The sequence below is a fragment of the Acidisoma sibiricum genome (assembly GCF_057837225.1).
The window spans coordinates 69,075-87,029 of the sequence record NZ_JBYQFD010000002.1 but is presented as its reverse complement, the minus strand read 5'-3'; the positions used below and the strand labels follow the sequence as shown (position 1 = coordinate 87,029).

Here is a 17,955-nt window from a genome sequence, read left to right as displayed (position 1 = left end):
GGCGGCTGCTTGTCTCAGAAGGCGGCTGTGTCGATCTTTATCAAAACGGTTAATGTTTGATGACACAGTTGCAATCTTGTCGTGATGCCTGCGCCAGATTGACAAAAAGCCAACTCACAGCAGCAGCGATCAAAAGAGCTAACAGCGGGAGTCCACCCTCAACTTTCGCAGGCCCGCATCGGTGGGGTCTAAGAACGACTCGCAACTACAGGGGTTCATGTCACAGTTCTGGCGCTTCTCAGGCGGCCTTTCGCCAGGAAGATGCTTGTTAATTCTGACACCCGTCATGTATTTGCTCATGCAACTCTATGAGCGTTCAATAAGAGGTGCCAGTCAACGCTGACAGGTTTCTTTGAACGTTAACGAAACGCGGCCGTGTTGTTCCGCTAGCATCCCGCTGAGAGATCGTTCTACGCGATTTACAGACAATGTGACGTTCTGCGCGTCTCGGTCATCCGGCCGAGGCGTTGCCTTGTGTTCGTGATGATATTGGGAAGGGCGCTGAAATGCCGGATATCAATTGGAACGGTAGCTCGGGGGAATGGACCGATTCCACGAATTGGACACCGCAGCAGGTTCCAGGCTCCGCTGACACGGCTGTGGTCTCGGGGGGCAGTGCGGCCGATGTGCTGATCGGTGGATCAGACAGCGTGGTGGTCTCCGGCCTGGTGCTGAATGACACTTCCGGTACGGTGGAGGTTGACGGCCTGCTTTCTGCCGCCAGCATCACCCTCAGCGCGGGCACGATCGTCGATGATGGCACGATCGCCGGCGCCACCTTGGTGATCAACGGCGGCTCGATCGACTTCGGCTATGGTCTGTTGCAGGGCGATACAATCGTCGGCACGCTTGATGTCAGTGGCGCCGATGCGGTTGTGCAGTCAGGCCTGACGGTCGAGAATGCAGACAGCACGCCGGGCACGATCACCATTGACGGCGCAGACAGCACACTGCTGTTCAACGACAGCGAGACCTTTGATAACGCGACGGTTGTTATTGGCAGCACGAGCGGCCTCGATAGTCTCGATGCCGGTGGGACCCTGACCCTGGGCGCCGGCGTTCTGGTGGAGACGACGGCCACCTTCGCCTCGGACACCCTCGGCGGCAACGGCACCATCATCAATGACGGCTCTATTCTCGTCGATGCCGCCAGCGGCACCATGTCGCTCGAGAGCCCAAGCTTCATCAACAATGGCAGCATCACTGTCACGGGCGGCGCCGATCTCGATATCCAGCCCTACGGTACTTTCTCCAATAACGGACGCCTCGCCATCAGCGATGGCGGCACCATTGCCATCCAGTATCTGAACGCCTTCACGAACACGGGTTCCATCCAGATCGGATCGGGTTCTGAGCTTGATCTTGATACTTATGCCTCCACCTTGACCCAGGCGCAGACGGTCGGTGGAACGATCGAGATTGACGGCCTGCTCAATGCCAGCGGCGAGACGATTGACATTACTCCGACCGGCGCTTTTTCGGAGCTGGACAATTACGGCACGATCGAAAATGCAACCCTGGTCCTGAGCGGCGGCACGCTCGGCCTGACCAGCGGCAGCGTGTTCCAGAATGACACCATCGTCGGCGCGCTCACCATCGGCGACGGCAATACCGTCATCGTGCAGAGCGGTTTTGCCATCACCGACGCGAATGGCGCCGCGGGCACGATTGCGCTGACGGGTGCCGACGCGACGCTGGAAGTGACGGATGCCGAGACGATCGACAATGCGACCATCGTGATCGGCAACGCCTCGGATCTCGATACGCTGCAGGTGGATAGCGTGCTGACGCTTGGCGCGGGCGCGGTTGTGGAGACGGCCGATACCATCACCACGGCCATGATCACGGGCGCGGGCACCGTCATCAACGGTGGCACCATCCTGGCGGATGGCACCAGCGGGACGCTGGTGCTGGAGACGACGGATTTCGACAATGAAGGTGCGCTCATCGTCGCCGGCGGCCAGGCGCTGACGATTGAAGTCTTCGGCACCTTCGCCAATGACGGCCGCATCGCGATCAGCGCCGGCAGCACGGTGACGCTGCAGGATGCCTCGGCCTTCACCAATACCGGTTCCATCCAGGTCGGTTCCGGCGCCGAGCTGAACCTTTATGACTATGCGCCTGATATGTCGCAGGGCCAGACGGTCGGTGGCACGCTGGAGATTGACGGCATCGTCGATGCCGGTGGCAATACCATTTCGGTCGACTCGGCCGGCGCCTTCTCGGAGCTGGACAATTACGGCACGCTTGAGAATGCCACGCTGATCCTGAACGGCGGCGTGCTGAACTTGGGCACCGACAGCGTCTTCCAGAATGACACCATCCAGGGCGCGCTCACCATCGGCGACGGCGATACAGTCGTGGTGCAGAGCGGCTTTGCGATCAGCAACGCCGATGGCACGCCCGGCACCATTGCGCTGACGGGTGCCGACGCGACGCTGGAAGTGGCGGATGCCGAGACCATCGACAATGCGACCATCGTCATCGGCAATGCGTCGGATCTCGATACGCTGCAGGTGGACAATGTCCTGACGCTCGGCGCCGGCGCGGTCGTGGAGACGGCGGCCAGCATCACCACGGCGATGATCACGGGTGCGGGCACCGTCATCAACGATGGCACCGTCCTGGCTGATGGTGCCAGTGGGACGCTGGTGCTGGAGACGACGGATTTCGACAATGAAGGCGCGCTTATCGTCGCTGGTGGCGAAGCGCTGAATATCGAAGTCTTCGGCACCTTCGCCAATGACGGCCGTATCGCGATCAGTGCCGGCAGCACGGTGACGCTGCAAGACGCCTCCGCCTTCACCAATACCGGTTCCATCCAGGTTGGCTCAGGCGCTGAGCTGAACCTTTATGACTATGCGCCCGACATGTCGCAGGGTCAGACGGTGGGTGGCACGCTGGAGATTGACGGCATCGTCGATGCCGGTGGCAATACCATCTCGGTCGACTCGGCCGGTGCCTTCTCGGAGCTGGACAATTACGGCACGCTTGAGAACGCCACGCTGATCCTGAACGGCGGCGTGCTGAACCTGGGCACCGACAGCGTGTTCCAGAATGACACCATCCAGGGCGCGTTGACCATCGGCGACGGTGATACGGTCGTGGTGCAGAGCGGTTTTGCCATCACCGACGCGAATGGCGCCGCGGGCACGATTGCGCTGACGGGTGCCGACGCGACGCTGGAAGTGGCGGATGCCGAGACCATCGACAATGCGACCATCGTCATCGGCAATGCGTCGGATCTCGATACGCTGCAGGTGGACAATGTCCTGACGCTTGGCGCGGGCGCGGTTGTGGAGACGGCCGATACCATCACCACGGCCATGATCACGGGCGCGGGCACCGTCATCAACGGTGGCACCATCCTGGCGGATGGCACCAGCGGGACGCTGGTTCTGGAGACGACGGATTTCGACAATGAAGGTGCGCTCATCGTCGCCGGCGGCCAGGCGCTGACGATTGAAGTCTTCGGCACCTTCGCCAATGATGGCCGCATCGCGCTCAGCGCCGGCAGCACGGTGACGCTGCAGGATGCCTCGGCCTTCACCAATACCGGTTCCATCCAGGTCGGTTCCGGCGCCGAGCTGAACCTTTATGACTATGCGCCTGATATGTCCCAGGGCCAGACGGTCGGTGGCACGCTGGAGATTGACGGCATCGTCGATGCCGGGGGCAATACCATTTCGGTCGACTCGGCCGGCGCCTTCTCGGAGCTGGACAATTACGGCACGCTTGAGAATGCCACGCTGATCCTGAACGGCGGCGTGCTGAACCTGGGCACCGACAGCGTCTTCCAGAATGACACCATCCAGGGCGCGTTGACCATCGGCGACGGTAACACCCTCATCCTGCAGAGCGGCTTTGCCATTGAAAACGTCAGCGGCGGTGCCGGTGGCAGCATTCTGCTCACCGGGGCGGATAGCACCCTGGAAATCGCGGATGCCGAGACCATTGCCAATGCGACGATCACCATGGGCAGTGTCGACAATGTCACGACCCTGGACGTCGACAGCACGCTGACGCTGACCAGCGCTACCGCCATCGTGGCAACGTCCACCTTTACCACCGACGCCATTACCGGCGCTGGCACCGTCATCAATGATGGCACGGTGGCGGCGGATGCGGCTTCAGGCAATCTGGTGATCGGCACGACCGACTTCACCAATGCCGGCCTGGTGGCCGTCGCCGGCGGCGCAAGCCTTGCCGTTCAGACCTATGATGCCTTCGACAATAGCGGCACGCTGAGCATCACCAGCGGCAGCACCGGCACGGTGAACAGCGTCAATACCTTCTCCAATACCGGCACCATCGCGCTCAATGACGGCCGTCTGACCATCAATGCACTGTTGCAGGGTGCGGGTGGTGTCAGCCAGATCAGCAATGGCGGCGCTCTGGAACTGGGCGCCGGCGCCAGTGCCGATCAGACCATCACCTTCCTCAATAACAATGGTAGCCTCATCCTTGATGATGAGGCTGATTTTGCGGCGACCGTCACGGGCTTCCAATCAGGCGATACGATCGAGCTGGCGGGCTTTGCCGGCGCGACCGAAAGCTTCGCCAATGGCGTGCTGACCTTCACAAAGGTGGGCACCGCGCTTGGCCAGACGATCACCACCACGGGCACCATCAAGCTTGAAGGCAACTATACAGCCGCCGACTTTTCAACCACGACAGACGCCGATGGCGATCTCATCCTGTCGACGGACGTGCTGCCTTGCTTCGTCACCGGCACGCGTATCCTGACCGTTCGCGGTGAGGTTGCGGTTGAAGATCTGCAGGTCGGCGATGACGTGGTGACGGTGACGGATGGAGACCGGCGCACAAGCCCGATCCGCTGGCTCGGCCGTCGTGCGGTGGACGTTAGCCGCCATCCGGCGCCAGAAAAGGTGCGTCCGGTGCGGGTGCTGCGCGGCGCCTTTGGCGCGAATATGCCGGTGCGGGATCTGCTGCTGTCACCGGACCACGCCATTTTCGCGGAAGGCGTGCTGGTGCCCGTCAAATATCTCGTCAATGGCGGCACGGTCCGCGTGGAGGAAACCGCCAAGGCGGTGGAATACTTCCATGTCGAGCTGGACCGGCACGAGGTTCTACTCTCGGATGGCCTGCCGACGGAAAGCTATCTCGACTCCGGTGGCCGCGCCATGTTCGAGAATGGCGGTCTGCCGGTTGAACTGCATGCAGACTTCTCGCATATCGCATGGGATGTTCTGGGTTGCGCACCGCTGAAGGTGACCGGCCCTGAAGTGGAGCTGATCCGCAACCGCCTTGCTACCGGTATCAGCCGTCGCACTGACAACAACAGCGTTGCCGCCTAAACCGGCCGCGATACGGCATGGCGGGCCTTGTGCCCGCCATGCCGTTCCGCCTCAGGCTTAAACCGTTCAGGCTTTAATACGGTCGCTCTGGCGTTCGACCAAGGTCAGCGGCCAAAGCTCCCCCTCTGGCGCCGTATGGCCTTCCAGCCGGGCCAGCAGGATCTCAGCCAGACGCCGGCCGAGGGCCGCCGTATCCAAGCTGAAGCAGGTTAGTGCGGGGACAAGAAATTCCGTCATGGGCGTGTCATGCACCCCGCCGATGATCGCCACATCCTGACCGCAGCGCAGGCCGAGTTCCGCCAGGCGCCGATACAGCCCCACCGCCATGCTGCTGTCTATCGCCAGGATCGCCGTTGGCCTGGGATCTTGTCCCAGCAGACGCTGTGCGATGGCGTAGCCGCCGGCCGGCGTTACCTCACCTTCCGCCACCAAGGCCTTGTCGAAGGGAATCCCCGCGGCGTGCAGCGCGCGGCGGTAGCCTGCCAGGAAGAAGCGCTTTTGCATGAGACTGTCGGCGGGCAGGCCGATGGCGATGCGACGATGGCCGGCTGCGATGAAACGCGCGGTCGCGATCTCTCCTGCCCGCTCGAAATCCAGATCGATCCAGGGATTCCTGCCGCCTGACAGGCTGCGGCCGAGGGACACGAAGGGAATGCCGACCGCCGCCAGATAGTCGAGCCGCGGGTCCTTGGTCCGTGTCCAGGGCAGGATCAGCGCATCGACCTGGCGACGCTGGATGATGCGGCGCAGCCGCGCCAGGGGGTCGGCTGTGGTGCCGGGCTGATCCGGCATGATGACCAGATCGTAGTCGCGCGCGCTGAGGACCTGCTGCGTGCCACCGAACAGGGAGAGGAAGAAGGGCTCGCCATACGCCTCTCGGCCTTCGGGGATTTCCCACAGCAGGCCGATATTATGGGTCGCCCCTTTGCGCAGGCTGCGGCCAGATTGCTGCGGCACATAGCCGATGTCGCGCGCGGCGGCGATCACCCGCTGCCGCGTTTCGGGATTGACGTCCGGCCGGTCGTTCAAGGCGCGGGAGACGGTGCCGATGGAAATGCCGAGGCGCGCCGCAAGGTCGCGGATGCCGGACGCCGGCGGACCCGGCGGGGGAGAAGGGGGCGATTGACGCTTTTTCATGCCGGACACCGCGGGACCTTAGCTTTGTCTTGACTTGCTCACTACCCCGATCCTAACGTCGTAAACGTTTACGGACCAGTCTCCGCCCTAGGGCAGAAGAGATGGCAAAACGGGTGAGGGAATAGGGCATGAGTCTACGCGCGGTTCTGGCCGGGTGTGGCGCCATGAGCGCTGGATGGATCGACGCGGCGAAGGATATCCCTGGCCTGGCGATTGAAGGCTTCATCGATCTTGATCGGAGCAGAGCCGAGGCCGCGGCGGCTCGCTGGGGTGGGCCGGCCCAAATCGGCGCAGATGCGGCGGCGATGATCGACAGCCTGCGGCCGGATATTCTGTTTGATGTCGCCGTGCCGTCAGCGCGCCATGCGCTGGTGTCTCACGCGCTGGCCCAGGGCTGTCACGTTCTGACGGAAAAGCCGATGGCCGAGACCTTGGCGCAGGCGCAGGATCTGCTGGCGCGCGGGCGGGCGGCGGGCCGCGTGCATGCCGTGATACAGAACCGCCGCTATATCGCGCCCATCCGGCGCATCAGCCGGCTTTTGGCCTCGGGCGTGCTGGGGCCAGTCACCAGCCTGCATTGCGACTTCTTTCTCGGCCCGCATTTCGGCGGCTTTCGGGAGGAGATGCACCATGTCCTGCTGCTTGATATGGCAATTCATACCTTCGATGCAGCGCGGTGCATGTCTGGCCAGGATGCGGTGGCGGTCTATTGCCGGGAGTGGAATCCGCCCGGTTCATGGTTTGCGCATGATTCCTCGGCCGCCGCGATCTTTGAGCTGACGGGGGGTGCAATTTTCACCTATCGCGGTTCCTGGGTGGCACAGGGCCTGGCCACCAGTTGGGAAAGTGCTTGGCGCATTCAGTGTGAAAACGGCAGCCTGCTCTGGGATGGGCATGACGGGATAAGGGCGGACATCGTTGGGCCGCCACGCACGCATCTGTTCGATACGGCACAGCTCATTCCCATTCCGCCTTTGGCGCCGGAGGATCGCATCGGCGGCCATTTGGGCGTGCTGCGCGATTTTGTGGACGCCGTACAGGGTGGCACGCCGCCTGAGACAAGGGCTGAGGACAATATCAAAAGCCTCGCCATGGTGATGGCCGCAACCCTGAGCGCGGAAAGCGGCACACGCGTGGCAGTAACAGTCTGATCGAAGGGGATGGTGATGGATTTGCGCATCGGCACGATGGTGAAATGCAACGGTGGAGATGTGGGCTCTTACGTGCGGCAGATTCTGCCGCATGGTTTTGAGAGTATTCAGCCTTTCTTCTGGCAGCGTCTGGGTGGCGTCGATATTCCCCGCCTGGCCGGAGAAATCCGGGAGACGATCGGGGACCGGGATGTCACCATCTCGACCTTGGGGATGTTCGGCAATCCGCTGGAGGATGGGCCGATTGACCGCGAGACGCTGCAGGGATGGAAGACCCTGATCGACCATGCGCATCTGTTTGGTGCGACGACGATTGCGGGCTTCACCGGGCGTGTCCGTGGCCGTCCGATCGAGGACAGCCTGCCGCGCTATACCGAGATCTGGGGGGAGCTGGCGCGTCGCGCCGCGGACCGCGGGCTGCGCATCGCCTTCGAGAATTGCGCCATGGACGGGAACTGGGCGTCGGGCGACTGGAACATCGCCCATAACCCCGATTCCTGGGAGCTGATGTTCAACGCCTTGCCCCATGATAATATCGGGCTGGAATGGGAGCCCTGTCACCAGATGGTCTATCTGATTGACCCGCTGCCGCAGATCCGCAAATGGGCGTCGCGCATCTTCCATGTCCATGGCAAGGACGCGACCATTCGGTGGGAGGTGATCCGTGAACATGGCATTTTCGGCAAGCATCCTTTTGTGTTTATGCGCACGCCGGGCTTCGGCGATTCCAACTGGACGGATATCATCTCCGAACTCCGTCTCGCCGGCTATGGCGGATCGATCGATATCGAAGGCTGGCACGATCCGGTTTATCGCGATGCGCTGGAGATGACCGGGCAAGTGGCGGGCCTGCGCTATCTGCAGCAATGCCGGGGTGGCGCTGTCATTCCCAATCCGGCCTGACCACAAGCGCCCGCAAGAGGCGCCGGTTCAACGACAATCGAGAGGAGGACGCTTATGCTTCGTCTGAAATATCTGGGCACGAGCCTGGCCTGCGCCGCGGCGCTCAGCCTGGCATACGCGCCTCATGCACAGGCCGCGCATGTCACGCTCAATGTCTGGACAGTCGATCTTGACAACCAATATATGTTCCCGCTGGCCAAGCGGTTTGAGACGCTGCACCCTGATATCACGGTGCATGTGAAGCATGTGCAATTCCAGGACATCAACAACGATCTTGCCCGGGCGGGGATTACCGGCAGCGGTCCCGACATCAGCTATATCGACAATCCGTATATTGATCTGTTCAGCGCGCGCGGGCTGCTGCTTGACCTGGCACCGATGATCGCAGCGTCCAAGGCGATTGACCTTTCGACATTCTACCCAGGCCCAATTGCTGCCGTGAAATACGGTGACAAGGTCTACGGCATTCCCCGTGGCGCCAATACGCTCGCACTTTACTACAATGCGGACATGTTCAAGGCGGCCGGGCTTGATCCCAACAAGCCGCCGCAGACCTGGGCCGAGCTTTATGCTGATGCCAAGAAGCTGACCGACCCCGCCAAGCATGTCTATGGCCTGGCTTTTTCGGCGGTCGCATCCGAGGAAGGGACCTTCCAGTTTCTGCCTTGGATTCAGATGGCGGGTGGCGACTACAACAAGCTCGATACGCCGGGTGACGTGAAGGCGCTGAAATTCTGGCAGAAACTGATCGACGAGAAGCTCGCGTCCCCGGATACGCTGGTGCGCAGTCAATATGATTCGACCGCGACGTTCAACGCCGGGGACGCAGCCATGGCCATTTCCGGTCCATGGGAATTGCCGCGCATGGCGCAGGACGCGAAATTCGACTATCGGGTGGCCCTTTTGCCGACCATGACCCCCGGCAGCGTCCGCGTCTCGGCGCTCGGCGAGGGCGACAATGTCATCCTCGCAAAATCTGCGCATCCGAAAGAAGCCTTTGAATTCATCGAGTTTCTCAATACCCAGATGCCGGCTGTCTGGAATGATTGGGGGTTCCTGCCGCCCGCGAAGGTGACCGTGGATCATCCGAAATGGCCGGTAGATTACGCGGTCTTTCTGCAGGCCCTGGAAACGGCACGAGTGCGCGGTCCAAGCCCGCATTGGGCTGAGATATCGCAGGCGATCCAGACCGCTATTCAGGCCGCACTGACGCATCAGGCGACGGCGGCCCAGGCGCTGGCGACGGCCCAGCAGGCCGTCGACGCCGCGGTCAGCCCATAGACGCGGGCGGGAAAGGTCTGTCATGGGGCGCATGATGGCGCGTCTGCGGGATGGCGCGGGCTTCGACGTGACCATGGTCACGCTGGCGCTCGCCTATCTCTTTCTCTTCGCCGCATTACCGATGCTCTACACGGTGCTGATGTCGGTTCAGAAGATCGACATGTTCACGCTTGGCACCCTGGCGCGTCCCTTCGTGGGACTGCGCAACTATGCCCATGTGCTGGCCATGCCCGTCGCCTGGCGGGTGGCGACGAATACCGCGATCTTCGTGTCTCTTTCAGTCTTCTTCCAGCTGGTCATCGGTCTGGCACTCGCCATCTACTTCCGGCAGGATTTTCCGGGTGCGTCGACGCTGAGAGGGTTGTTCCTGGCGGGTTGGGTAATGCCGGCGCTGGTGGTGGGTGCCATCTGGCGCTGGCTGCTGGCCGGGGATTTCGGCGTCATCAACTATCTGCTCGGTTCGCTCGGTCTGATCCACGGCCATATCTTCTGGATCGCCAATCCGCATGTGGCGCTCTATGCCCTCGTCATCGCCAATGTCTGGCTCGGCATTCCCTTCAACATGCTGCTGCTGGCAGTGGGGCTTGCCGCAATTCCGGCCGATGTCTATGAGGCGGCGGCGCTAGACGGTGCAGGCGCCATCCAGCGCTTTCTGTTCGTCACCTTGCCGATGATGCGCGCGACGCTCGGCGCCGTCATCTCCCTCAGCATCATCTTCACCATGCAGCAATATGATCTGGTGGCGGCGCTGACCCAGGGCGGACCGTCCAACGCGTCCAATGTTGCGCAATACTGGTCCTGGCAGCTGTCCTTCGAGACCTATGACATCGCAGGCGGCAGCGTGGTCGCGGTCCTCATGATCCTGGTCGTGATCCTGGTTGCTCTGCTGTATGTCCGCTCAACCCGGATGGAGCAGCCGGCATGAGGAGCACCAAGCGATATCTTCTGCTCGGCTTGGGCCTTGTCATTACCGGTATCTATCTGTTTCCGCTCTACTGGATGTATGTCAGCGCGCTGAAATCCAGCCAGGATCTGTTTGCCTATCCGCCCCGGTTTCTGCCGCACCATATCGTCTGGACTGTGGGCCAGGTTTTTGTCCAGCATGAGATGGCGACCTATCTCACCAATTCCTTCCTGATCGCCGGCGGCGTGACGATCATCTGCATCGTGCTCGGCACCGGCTGCGCGCGGGTGCTGGCGCGCTATCGCAACCGATGGGTGGATGTGGCGCTGTTCGCCATTCTCATGATGCAGGTGCTGCCCTCCTCGCTGATGGTCACCCCGCTCTTCGTCGGCTTCAGCGAAGCGGGGTTGCTGCAAACGCCTCGCCTGGCGGTGATCCTGGCCCAGGTCGCCAAGGTGATGCCCTTCTATATCGTGCTGACGCGCGCGAGCCTGGGCCAGATTCCGGCGGAACTGGAACAGGCTGCGATGGTGGATGGGGCGTCCCGCGTCGGTGCCTTTTTTCGAATCATCCTGCCGCTGGCCCGCAACGGCATTCTGGTGACCGGCATGCTGGTCTTTCTGCAAAGCTTTGGCGAATATGTCTATGCGCGCTCGATGATTTCCGAAGATGACCTGCAGACGGCGACCGTGGGCCTGTCCGCCTTTCTCGGCCCCAATACCAGCGATTGGAACGGCATGATGACCTATTCGGCCATCTATGTGACGCCGATCCTGATCCTGTTCGTGCTGCTGCAACGCAAAATCGTGAGCGGGCTGACGGCCGGCGCCCTGAAATGACGGACAGCTGACAATGGCGCAAGGCTAGACTAGAACGAGAGTGGAAAAGACCGGCGTGCAGCCGGCAGATCAGGAGAAAGACGCATGACATTGCGCACGATCAGAGGGCCGGCCATTTTCCTCGCCCAGTTTGCCGGCGATACCGCACCCTACAATTCGCTCAAGGACATCGCCCGGTGGGCGGCCGGCCATGGCTATAAGGGCGTGCAGATCCCCTCCTGGGACGCAAGGCTGTTCGATCTCGCGCGCGCCGCCGAAAGCACCGGCTATTGCGAGGAGGTGAAGGGTATCCTGGCGGAGGCCGGGGTCGAACTCACGGAACTCTCGACCCATTTGCAGGGCCAGCTTGTGGCCGTTCACCCCGCCTATGATCTGGCTTTCGACGGTTTTGCGCCGGCCGCCGTGCATGGCAATCCGGGCGCGCGGCAGGCATGGGCGGTGGAGCAGCTGATGCTCGCGGCACAGGCCTCGCGCAATCTGGGCCTGACCGCGCATGCGACCTTTTCCGGCGGGCTTGCCTGGCCCTTTCTTTATCCCTGGCCGCAGCGGCCCGCGGGATTGGTGGAAACGGCCTTCGATGAGCTGGCGCGGCGCTGGCACCCGATTTTGGATGCTTTCGATGCCGCCGGCGTCGATCTTTGCTACGAAATCCATCCCGGCGAGGATCTGCACGACGGCGTGACCTATGAGATGTTCCTGGAGCGGGTGGGCAATCATCCCCGCGCCAATCTGCTGTATGACCCCAGCCATTTCGTGCTGCAGCAGCTCGATTATCTCGACTATATCGATATCTATCACCAGCGCATCCGCATGTTCCATGCCAAGGATGCTGAGTTCAATCCGACCGGCCGCCAGGGCGTCTATTCCGGCTTTCAGCCCTGGGTCAACCGCGCCGGCCGTTTCCGTTCGCTCGGTGATGGGCAGGTGGATTTCGGCGCCATTTTCGCCAAGCTCTCTCAATACGGTTTCGACGGCTGGGCAGTTCTGGAATGGGAATGCTGTATCAAGGATAGCGAGCAGGGTGCGGCCGAAGGCGCGCCCTTCATCGAAAACCACATCATTCAGGTGGCGGCCCGCGCCTTCGACGATTTTGCCGCGAGCGGCGTGGATGTGGCGACCAATCGCCGCCTGCTGGGTCTGTGAGGAGAGAGATCATGGCTGAATCCAATCAGCACCGCCGCATCCGCCTGGGCATGGTCGGCGGCGGCCAGGGCGCCTTTATCGGCGCCGTGCATCGCATGGCCGCGCGGCTTGATGACCAGTTCACGCTGGTGGCCGGCGCACTGTCATCCGATCCGGCCCGTGCCGCCGCCTCCGCCGCCGAGCTTGGCATTGCCCCCGATCGCGCCTATGCGAGTTTTGAAGCGATGGCGGAAGTGGAAGCCGCCCGGACGGACGGGATAGAGGCTGTCGCCATCGTCACGCCCAATCATCTGCATGCGGCGCCTGCCATCGCCTTCCTCAAGGCCGGTATCCATGTCATCTGCGACAAGCCGCTGACCGCGACCCTGGCGGAGGCACAGGCCCTGGCCGATGCGGCGCGCGCCAGCGACAAGCTCTTTATCCTGACGCATAACTACACGGGCCATCCCATGATTCGGCAGGCCCGCGCCATGGTGGCGCAGGGACTATTGGGCGACATCCGCGTCGTGCAGGCCGAATATGTGCAGGATTGGCTGACCCAGGATCTGGAGGCAACCGGCCAGAAACAGGCCGCCTGGCGGACGGACCCGGCGCGTTCGGGCGCCGGTGGTGCGGTCGGGGATATTGGCACCCATGCCTTCAATCTGCTGTCCTTCGTCACCAGCTTGCGTGCGCAAGCGCTCTGCGCCGAACTCAGCCATTTCGTGCCCGGCCGGCGCCTCGATGACGATGTGCAAATCCTGCTGCGCTTCGACGGCGGCGCGCGTGGCATGCTCTGGGCCAGCCAAGTGGCACCGGGTAATGAGAATGGGCTGCGGCTGCGCGTCTATGGCAGCAAGGGCGGCCTGGAATGGGCGCAGGAGGAGCCGAATCACCTTTGGTACACGCCCTTCGGCGAGCCGAAGCGCCTGCTGACGCGGGCAGGAGCGGGCGCGGGACCCGAGGCCGCGCGCGTGTCCCGCATTCCGGCGGGCCACCCGGAAGGCTATCTCGAAGCTTTCGCGACCATCTATGCGGAGGCGGCACGGGCTATCCGGGCGGCACAGCGCGGTGATGCGGCGCCGGCGGACGTGCATTACCCCACGATCGCGGACGGGCTTGCTGGCATGGCCTTCATCACAGCGGCCGTCGCCTCCGCCGCCGCGGGCGGGACATGGCAACCTTTGCCCGCCATAGGCTAATCCCGACGCCGGACCTGCCTCGGGCCTGACTTAGCCCAGGGGCAGGTCCGCCCTCCGCAGTTGTGCCCGCAGCCCCAGGGCGGCGGCCTGCCGATACGCCCTAAAGAAAAAAACATTCAATCGAGAGCGGAAGGAGAAAATAGCCTGCGTGCCATTCCCGGAATTATAAAACGAATTTTTGTCGTGTAACTTCATTTGACGCGATCGAACATAGGTGTTTATCTGCGACGGCTGCGGCTATCATCACCGCTGGCTGTGATTTAGCTTGGGCCGCGAGGAAGTGAGACATCGATGGCATCGTTCAGACCTGTGATTGGCGAGCACACCAATCCCTATGATGCGCTTCTATCCTGCGTTGCCGGCCGCCCGAACGGTCTTGCGCTGCGTCATAAGTACCGGGGTGAATGGATTGAATGGCAGTGGGGCGCCGTCGCGCGATCTGTCGACGCCCTTGCCCAGGGCTTTGCCAGATCCGGCGTCACGGCCAGCGACCGGATTGCGCTGGTTGGTGATATTACACCCAGCATTTTGTTGGCGGCCTTTGCCGGTTATGCGATTGGTGCCGAAATCATTGTGTTGTCGCCAACAGCGACGGCTGAGCAGATTTTGGCGGCAACCGCCGCAAAGCCGCCGCGGCTCGCGGTCATCCAGGAGCGTGAAAGCCTGGCCGTGTGGCTGCAGCTGCGCCTGCAACTGGGCTCCATTCAGATTGCCTTCGATCATGCAGCCCCTGGCAAGCGGCATGATAGCGCGGTCATCTTCTTCAGCGACCTGTTGAGCGGGATCGCGTCCAATCGCGATAGTGCCGTCCCGCTGCCGCGGGCCGCGAGCGCGGGTTCTGATCAGGCAGTGCTGTGGGTAGAGGCCTCGACCGCCTCACCGGGCGCGATCACGGCAGTGTTTGATCGCTGGCTACAGAACGATACGGTTCTGGCCTTGCCTGAGATTGCGGCGGCCGCAGCCCGCGACCGGCTGGAAATTCAGCCCACGATCTGGCTTACCTCCGCTGACCGTCTAACAGCGGCAGCCGATGATTTTACAAGCCGTCTGCCGCGGCGCTTTGCGAGCGCGGGGGGCGCCTGGCCAAAATCCGTCCTGCACAGTCTGGTTCGCCGGATCGCGCGACATCGGCTGGGACTCCGCCATTTGACTACAATCGACGCCGAGATTTTGCCAAATGCCGCGACGCCGCCGCAGACGGAGATTTTCCAGGCCTTGGCCATCGCCGTGCGGCCGTGGTCAGCCCAAGCCTATGACAGGGACGACCTTGTGCATCACGCGGTCGCGCTGTCGCATCTGGCAACCGCGGAGATCCTGCTGTGACGGCGGCGCTGGCCGTGCGCGATGTGTCGCTCTCTTTTCAAGGCGTGCGGGCCCTGACCTCCTTGAGTTTTACGGTGGAGCAGGGCGAGATCTGCGCACTTATCGGGCCTAACGGCGCCGGCAAGAGTTCCCTGCTCAATGTCATCAACGGTGTCTACAAGGCCGATACAGGGGACATCATTGTCGATGACCAGCCCTTCCTGCATCCGACGCCATCGCGCGCGGCCAAGATCGGCATCGGCCGGACCTTTCAGAACAACGCGCTGTTCCGGCGGATGAGCGTGCTCGACAATGTTCTGACGGGACTGACCCGAGAGGGCACGGCGAGCTTTCTTGAAATTGCTCTTCGCGTGGGCCGCTACGCGGCGGAGCAGCGTCTGGCGCGGGCGCAGGCAGAAGACATCCTCGCCTTTCTCGGCATCTCCGCCTACCGGGATGCGGTCGTCGGACAGCTGCCTTACGGATTGCAGAAGCGGGTGGAGCTTGCGCGTGCCCTGGTTTCCCTGCCCAAGCTGTTGCTGCTCGACGAGCCGATGGCCGGCATGAACCGCACCGAGAAGACCGTACTCGGGCAGTTCATTTTGGATGTGAACCGCCAGTTGGGGACGAGCATCGTGTTGATCGAACATGATATCGGCGTCGTCATGGGGCTATCCCATCATGTCGTCGTGCTCGACTACGGGCGCAAGGTGGGTGACGGCACGCCCGACGACGTGCGCAGCAATCCCGATGTCATTTCTGCCTATCTCGGCACCAAGCACTAAGGCCGGATAGTCATGCTATTTCTCGTCAATATCATCATTTCCGGCCTGCTTGCGGGTTTGATGTATGCTCTTGTCGCGATCGGCTTCGTGCTGATCTACAAGGCCTCCGGCGTGTTCAATTTTGCCCAAGGTGCGATGGTTCTGCTCTCCGCGCTCACTTTCGTGACACTGAACGAGCATGGACTGCCTTTCTGGCTTTGCTTCATCATCACAGTCGGCGTGTTGATCGTGACGGCTGTGCTGATCGAATGGTTCGTGCTGCGGCCGCTCGTCAATCGCAGTCCTGATACGCTATTCATGGCCACACTCGGGCTGTCCTTCGTGATCGAAGGCTTCGCGCAGCTGGTGCTGGGCACCGATGTGCATCAGCTTGATCTGGGTATCCCGGACGTGCCGCTCAATCTGTATGGCCTGCAAGTCAGCGAATTCGATATTTTCACCGCCGTCGTCTCGATCCTTCTTGTCGTGGTGCTCGCCCTTCTGTTCGGTAAAACCCGGGTCGGGGTGTCCCTGCGTGCGGTGGCGGACAATACGCTCGCCGCCCAATCCATCGGCATCGGCCTGCCGCATATCTGGCGCATCGTTTGGAGCGTGGCGGGCGTTGTGGCGCTCATCGCCGGCCTGCTCTGGGGTAACCGGCAGGGCGTGCAATTCTCGCTGTCGCTTGTCGTGCTCAAGGCGATGCCTGTGCTGATCATCGGGGGCTTTTCGTCCATTCCCGGTGCCATTCTGGGCGGCCTCATTGTCGGCGCCACCGAGAACCTGGCGGATATCTATATCGGACCTTTGGTGCATGGCGCCGTATCCGACTGGTTTGCCTATATCCTCGCCACCGCCTTCCTGCTCGTGCGTCCGAACGGTCTGTTCGGCGAAAAGCCCATTCAAAGGGTCTGACCATGTCCGCAAGCAAGACGGCCGATGCCGCGCCCCTTGGCGGAACGGTCAGCCGTGCCCCCCTCGTCTCGGGGCGACGCGTCGCTATCCTCCTCGCCGTGGTCGCGGTCTTTGGCATCATTCCCGTCATCGGCAACGAATACTGGCTGAATTCACTGATCATTCCGACCATCGTCATGGGTCTGGCCGGTCTCGGACTCAATCTTCTGATGGGCTATACCGGGCTTATGTCTTTGGGTGCTGCAGCCTTCATGGCGGTCGGGGCGTTTTCCTCCTATAACCTGCTGCTCAGACTGCCGTTCTTGCCCCTTCCCGTGGTGCTGTTGCTGTCGGGACTGCTGGCGGCTTTGGGCGGTCTCATCTTCGGCCTGCCCAGCCTGCGCATTCGCGGCTTTTACCTCAGCGCGCCCACGCTCGGCGCCCAGTTCTTCTTCACCTGGCTGTTTCGCAACTATCACTGGTTTTCCAACAATAGCATGTCTTTGACGATCTCGGCCCCCCGGCTCGAGATCTTCGGTTTTGACCTGACGTCGTCGACCGGTCGCTACCTGCTGGTGGCGGTGACGACAGGATTGCTGCTGCTCCTCGCCCATACCATCATCAATAGCCGCATCGGGCGTGACTGGATGGCGATCCGGGACATGGAGGTGGCAGCCTCCGTCACCGGCGTGCCCATCGCCCGGCGCAAGCTGCAAGCCTATGCGGTCAGCAGCTTCTTTCTGGGCATCGCCGGCGCGCTTTGGGCCTTCGCCTATCTGGGCACCGCCGATTCCAATACATTTTCACTTGATAAGTCATTTCAGGTGCTGTTCATCGTGCTGATCGGCGGATCGGCCAGCCTGTTCGGCAATTTCATCGGCGCGGCCTTTATCGTGCTGACGCCAATCCTGCTGGATATCCTGGTGCCGGTGCTCGGCCTGGACAGCTACATTGATCAGGGCTCGATCGCGAATCTGGAACCGATCATCTTCGGTGCCCTGATCATTTTTCTTCTCATCAAAGAACCGGATGGGCTGGCGCATCTCGTCTCGCGCAGATGGCGCGCGCTCAGCATCTGGCCGCTGCGCAGGTAAATCATGCAATTCTGTCGGTAAGCCCCGCCCTCCCGCATCTTCCT

At 62.0% G+C, this 17,955-nt stretch carries 13 protein-coding genes; 12 read left to right on the top strand and 1 reads right to left on the bottom strand.

Annotation, left to right across the window (positions count from 1 at the left end; all coding sequences use genetic code 11):
- Positions 1 to 506: 506 nt before the first annotated feature.
- A complete protein-coding gene (locus AC3G7M_RS18820) occupies positions 507 to 5,318 on the top strand; it encodes a Hint domain-containing protein (RefSeq protein WP_489216787.1) in 4,812 nt (1,603 codons plus the stop codon).
- Positions 5,319 to 5,384: 66 nt separating this feature from the next.
- On the opposite strand, the gene AC3G7M_RS18815 is transcribed toward AC3G7M_RS18820, so the two are convergent.
- Positions 5,385 to 6,455, bottom strand: a complete 1,071-nt coding sequence (locus AC3G7M_RS18815; RefSeq protein ID WP_489216786.1) for a LacI family DNA-binding transcriptional regulator — start codon at positions 6,453 to 6,455, stop codon at positions 5,385 to 5,387.
- 128 nt (positions 6,456 to 6,583) lie between these two features.
- Between AC3G7M_RS18815 and AC3G7M_RS18810 the strand changes: the two genes are divergently transcribed.
- The 11 genes from AC3G7M_RS18810 (at position 6,584) to AC3G7M_RS18760 (ending at position 17,911) form a co-directional block, all read left to right on the top strand.
- The gene (locus AC3G7M_RS18810; RefSeq protein ID WP_489216784.1) at positions 6,584 to 7,606 is read left to right on the top strand and encodes a Gfo/Idh/MocA family protein; all 1,023 of its coding nucleotides are present in this window, start codon (positions 6,584 to 6,586) and stop codon (positions 7,604 to 7,606) included.
- 9 nt (positions 7,607 to 7,615) lie between these two features.
- Positions 7,616 to 8,509: a sugar phosphate isomerase/epimerase family protein gene (locus tag AC3G7M_RS18805; protein ID WP_489216782.1), complete on the top strand. Its 894-nt coding sequence runs from the start codon at positions 7,616 to 7,618 to the stop codon at positions 8,507 to 8,509.
- 54 nt (positions 8,510 to 8,563) lie between these two features.
- Positions 8,564 to 9,790: an ABC transporter substrate-binding protein gene (locus AC3G7M_RS18800; protein ID WP_489216780.1), complete on the top strand. Its 1,227-nt coding sequence runs from the start codon at positions 8,564 to 8,566 to the stop codon at positions 9,788 to 9,790.
- Between the two features lie 22 nt (positions 9,791 to 9,812).
- Positions 9,813 to 10,715 (top strand): carbohydrate ABC transporter permease, encoded by a 903-nt coding sequence (locus AC3G7M_RS18795; protein WP_489216778.1) that lies wholly within the window; start codon positions 9,813 to 9,815, stop codon positions 10,713 to 10,715.
- Positions 10,712 to 11,533, top strand: a complete 822-nt coding sequence (locus AC3G7M_RS18790; RefSeq protein ID WP_489216777.1) for a carbohydrate ABC transporter permease — start codon at positions 10,712 to 10,714, stop codon at positions 11,531 to 11,533. Before AC3G7M_RS18795 ends, AC3G7M_RS18790 begins: the two co-directional genes overlap by 4 nt.
- Positions 11,534 to 11,623: 90 nt before the next feature.
- On the top strand, positions 11,624 to 12,676 hold the full coding sequence (locus tag AC3G7M_RS18785) for a sugar phosphate isomerase/epimerase family protein (protein ID WP_489217147.1): 1,053 nt from the start codon (positions 11,624 to 11,626) through the stop codon (positions 12,674 to 12,676).
- Positions 12,677 to 12,687: 11 nt separating this feature from the next.
- Entirely contained in the window at positions 12,688 to 13,857 is a 1,170-nt protein-coding gene (locus AC3G7M_RS18780) for a Gfo/Idh/MocA family protein (RefSeq protein ID WP_489216776.1), read from the top strand.
- 291 nt (positions 13,858 to 14,148) lie between these two features.
- A complete protein-coding gene (locus tag AC3G7M_RS18775; RefSeq protein ID WP_489216775.1) occupies positions 14,149 to 15,180 on the top strand; it encodes an AMP-binding protein in 1,032 nt (343 codons plus the stop codon).
- Positions 15,177 to 15,944: an ABC transporter ATP-binding protein gene (locus AC3G7M_RS18770; protein WP_489216771.1), complete on the top strand. Its 768-nt coding sequence runs from the start codon at positions 15,177 to 15,179 to the stop codon at positions 15,942 to 15,944. The genes AC3G7M_RS18775 and AC3G7M_RS18770 overlap by 4 nt, the downstream gene beginning before the upstream one ends.
- A gap of 12 nt (positions 15,945 to 15,956) precedes the next feature.
- Entirely contained in the window at positions 15,957 to 16,838 is an 882-nt protein-coding gene (locus tag AC3G7M_RS18765) for a branched-chain amino acid ABC transporter permease (protein ID WP_489216769.1), read from the top strand.
- 2 nt (positions 16,839 to 16,840) lie between these two features.
- Positions 16,841 to 17,911, top strand: coding sequence for a branched-chain amino acid ABC transporter permease (locus AC3G7M_RS18760; protein WP_489216767.1), 1,071 nt, complete (start codon positions 16,841 to 16,843; stop codon positions 17,909 to 17,911).
- Positions 17,912 to 17,955: the final 44 nt, after the last annotated feature.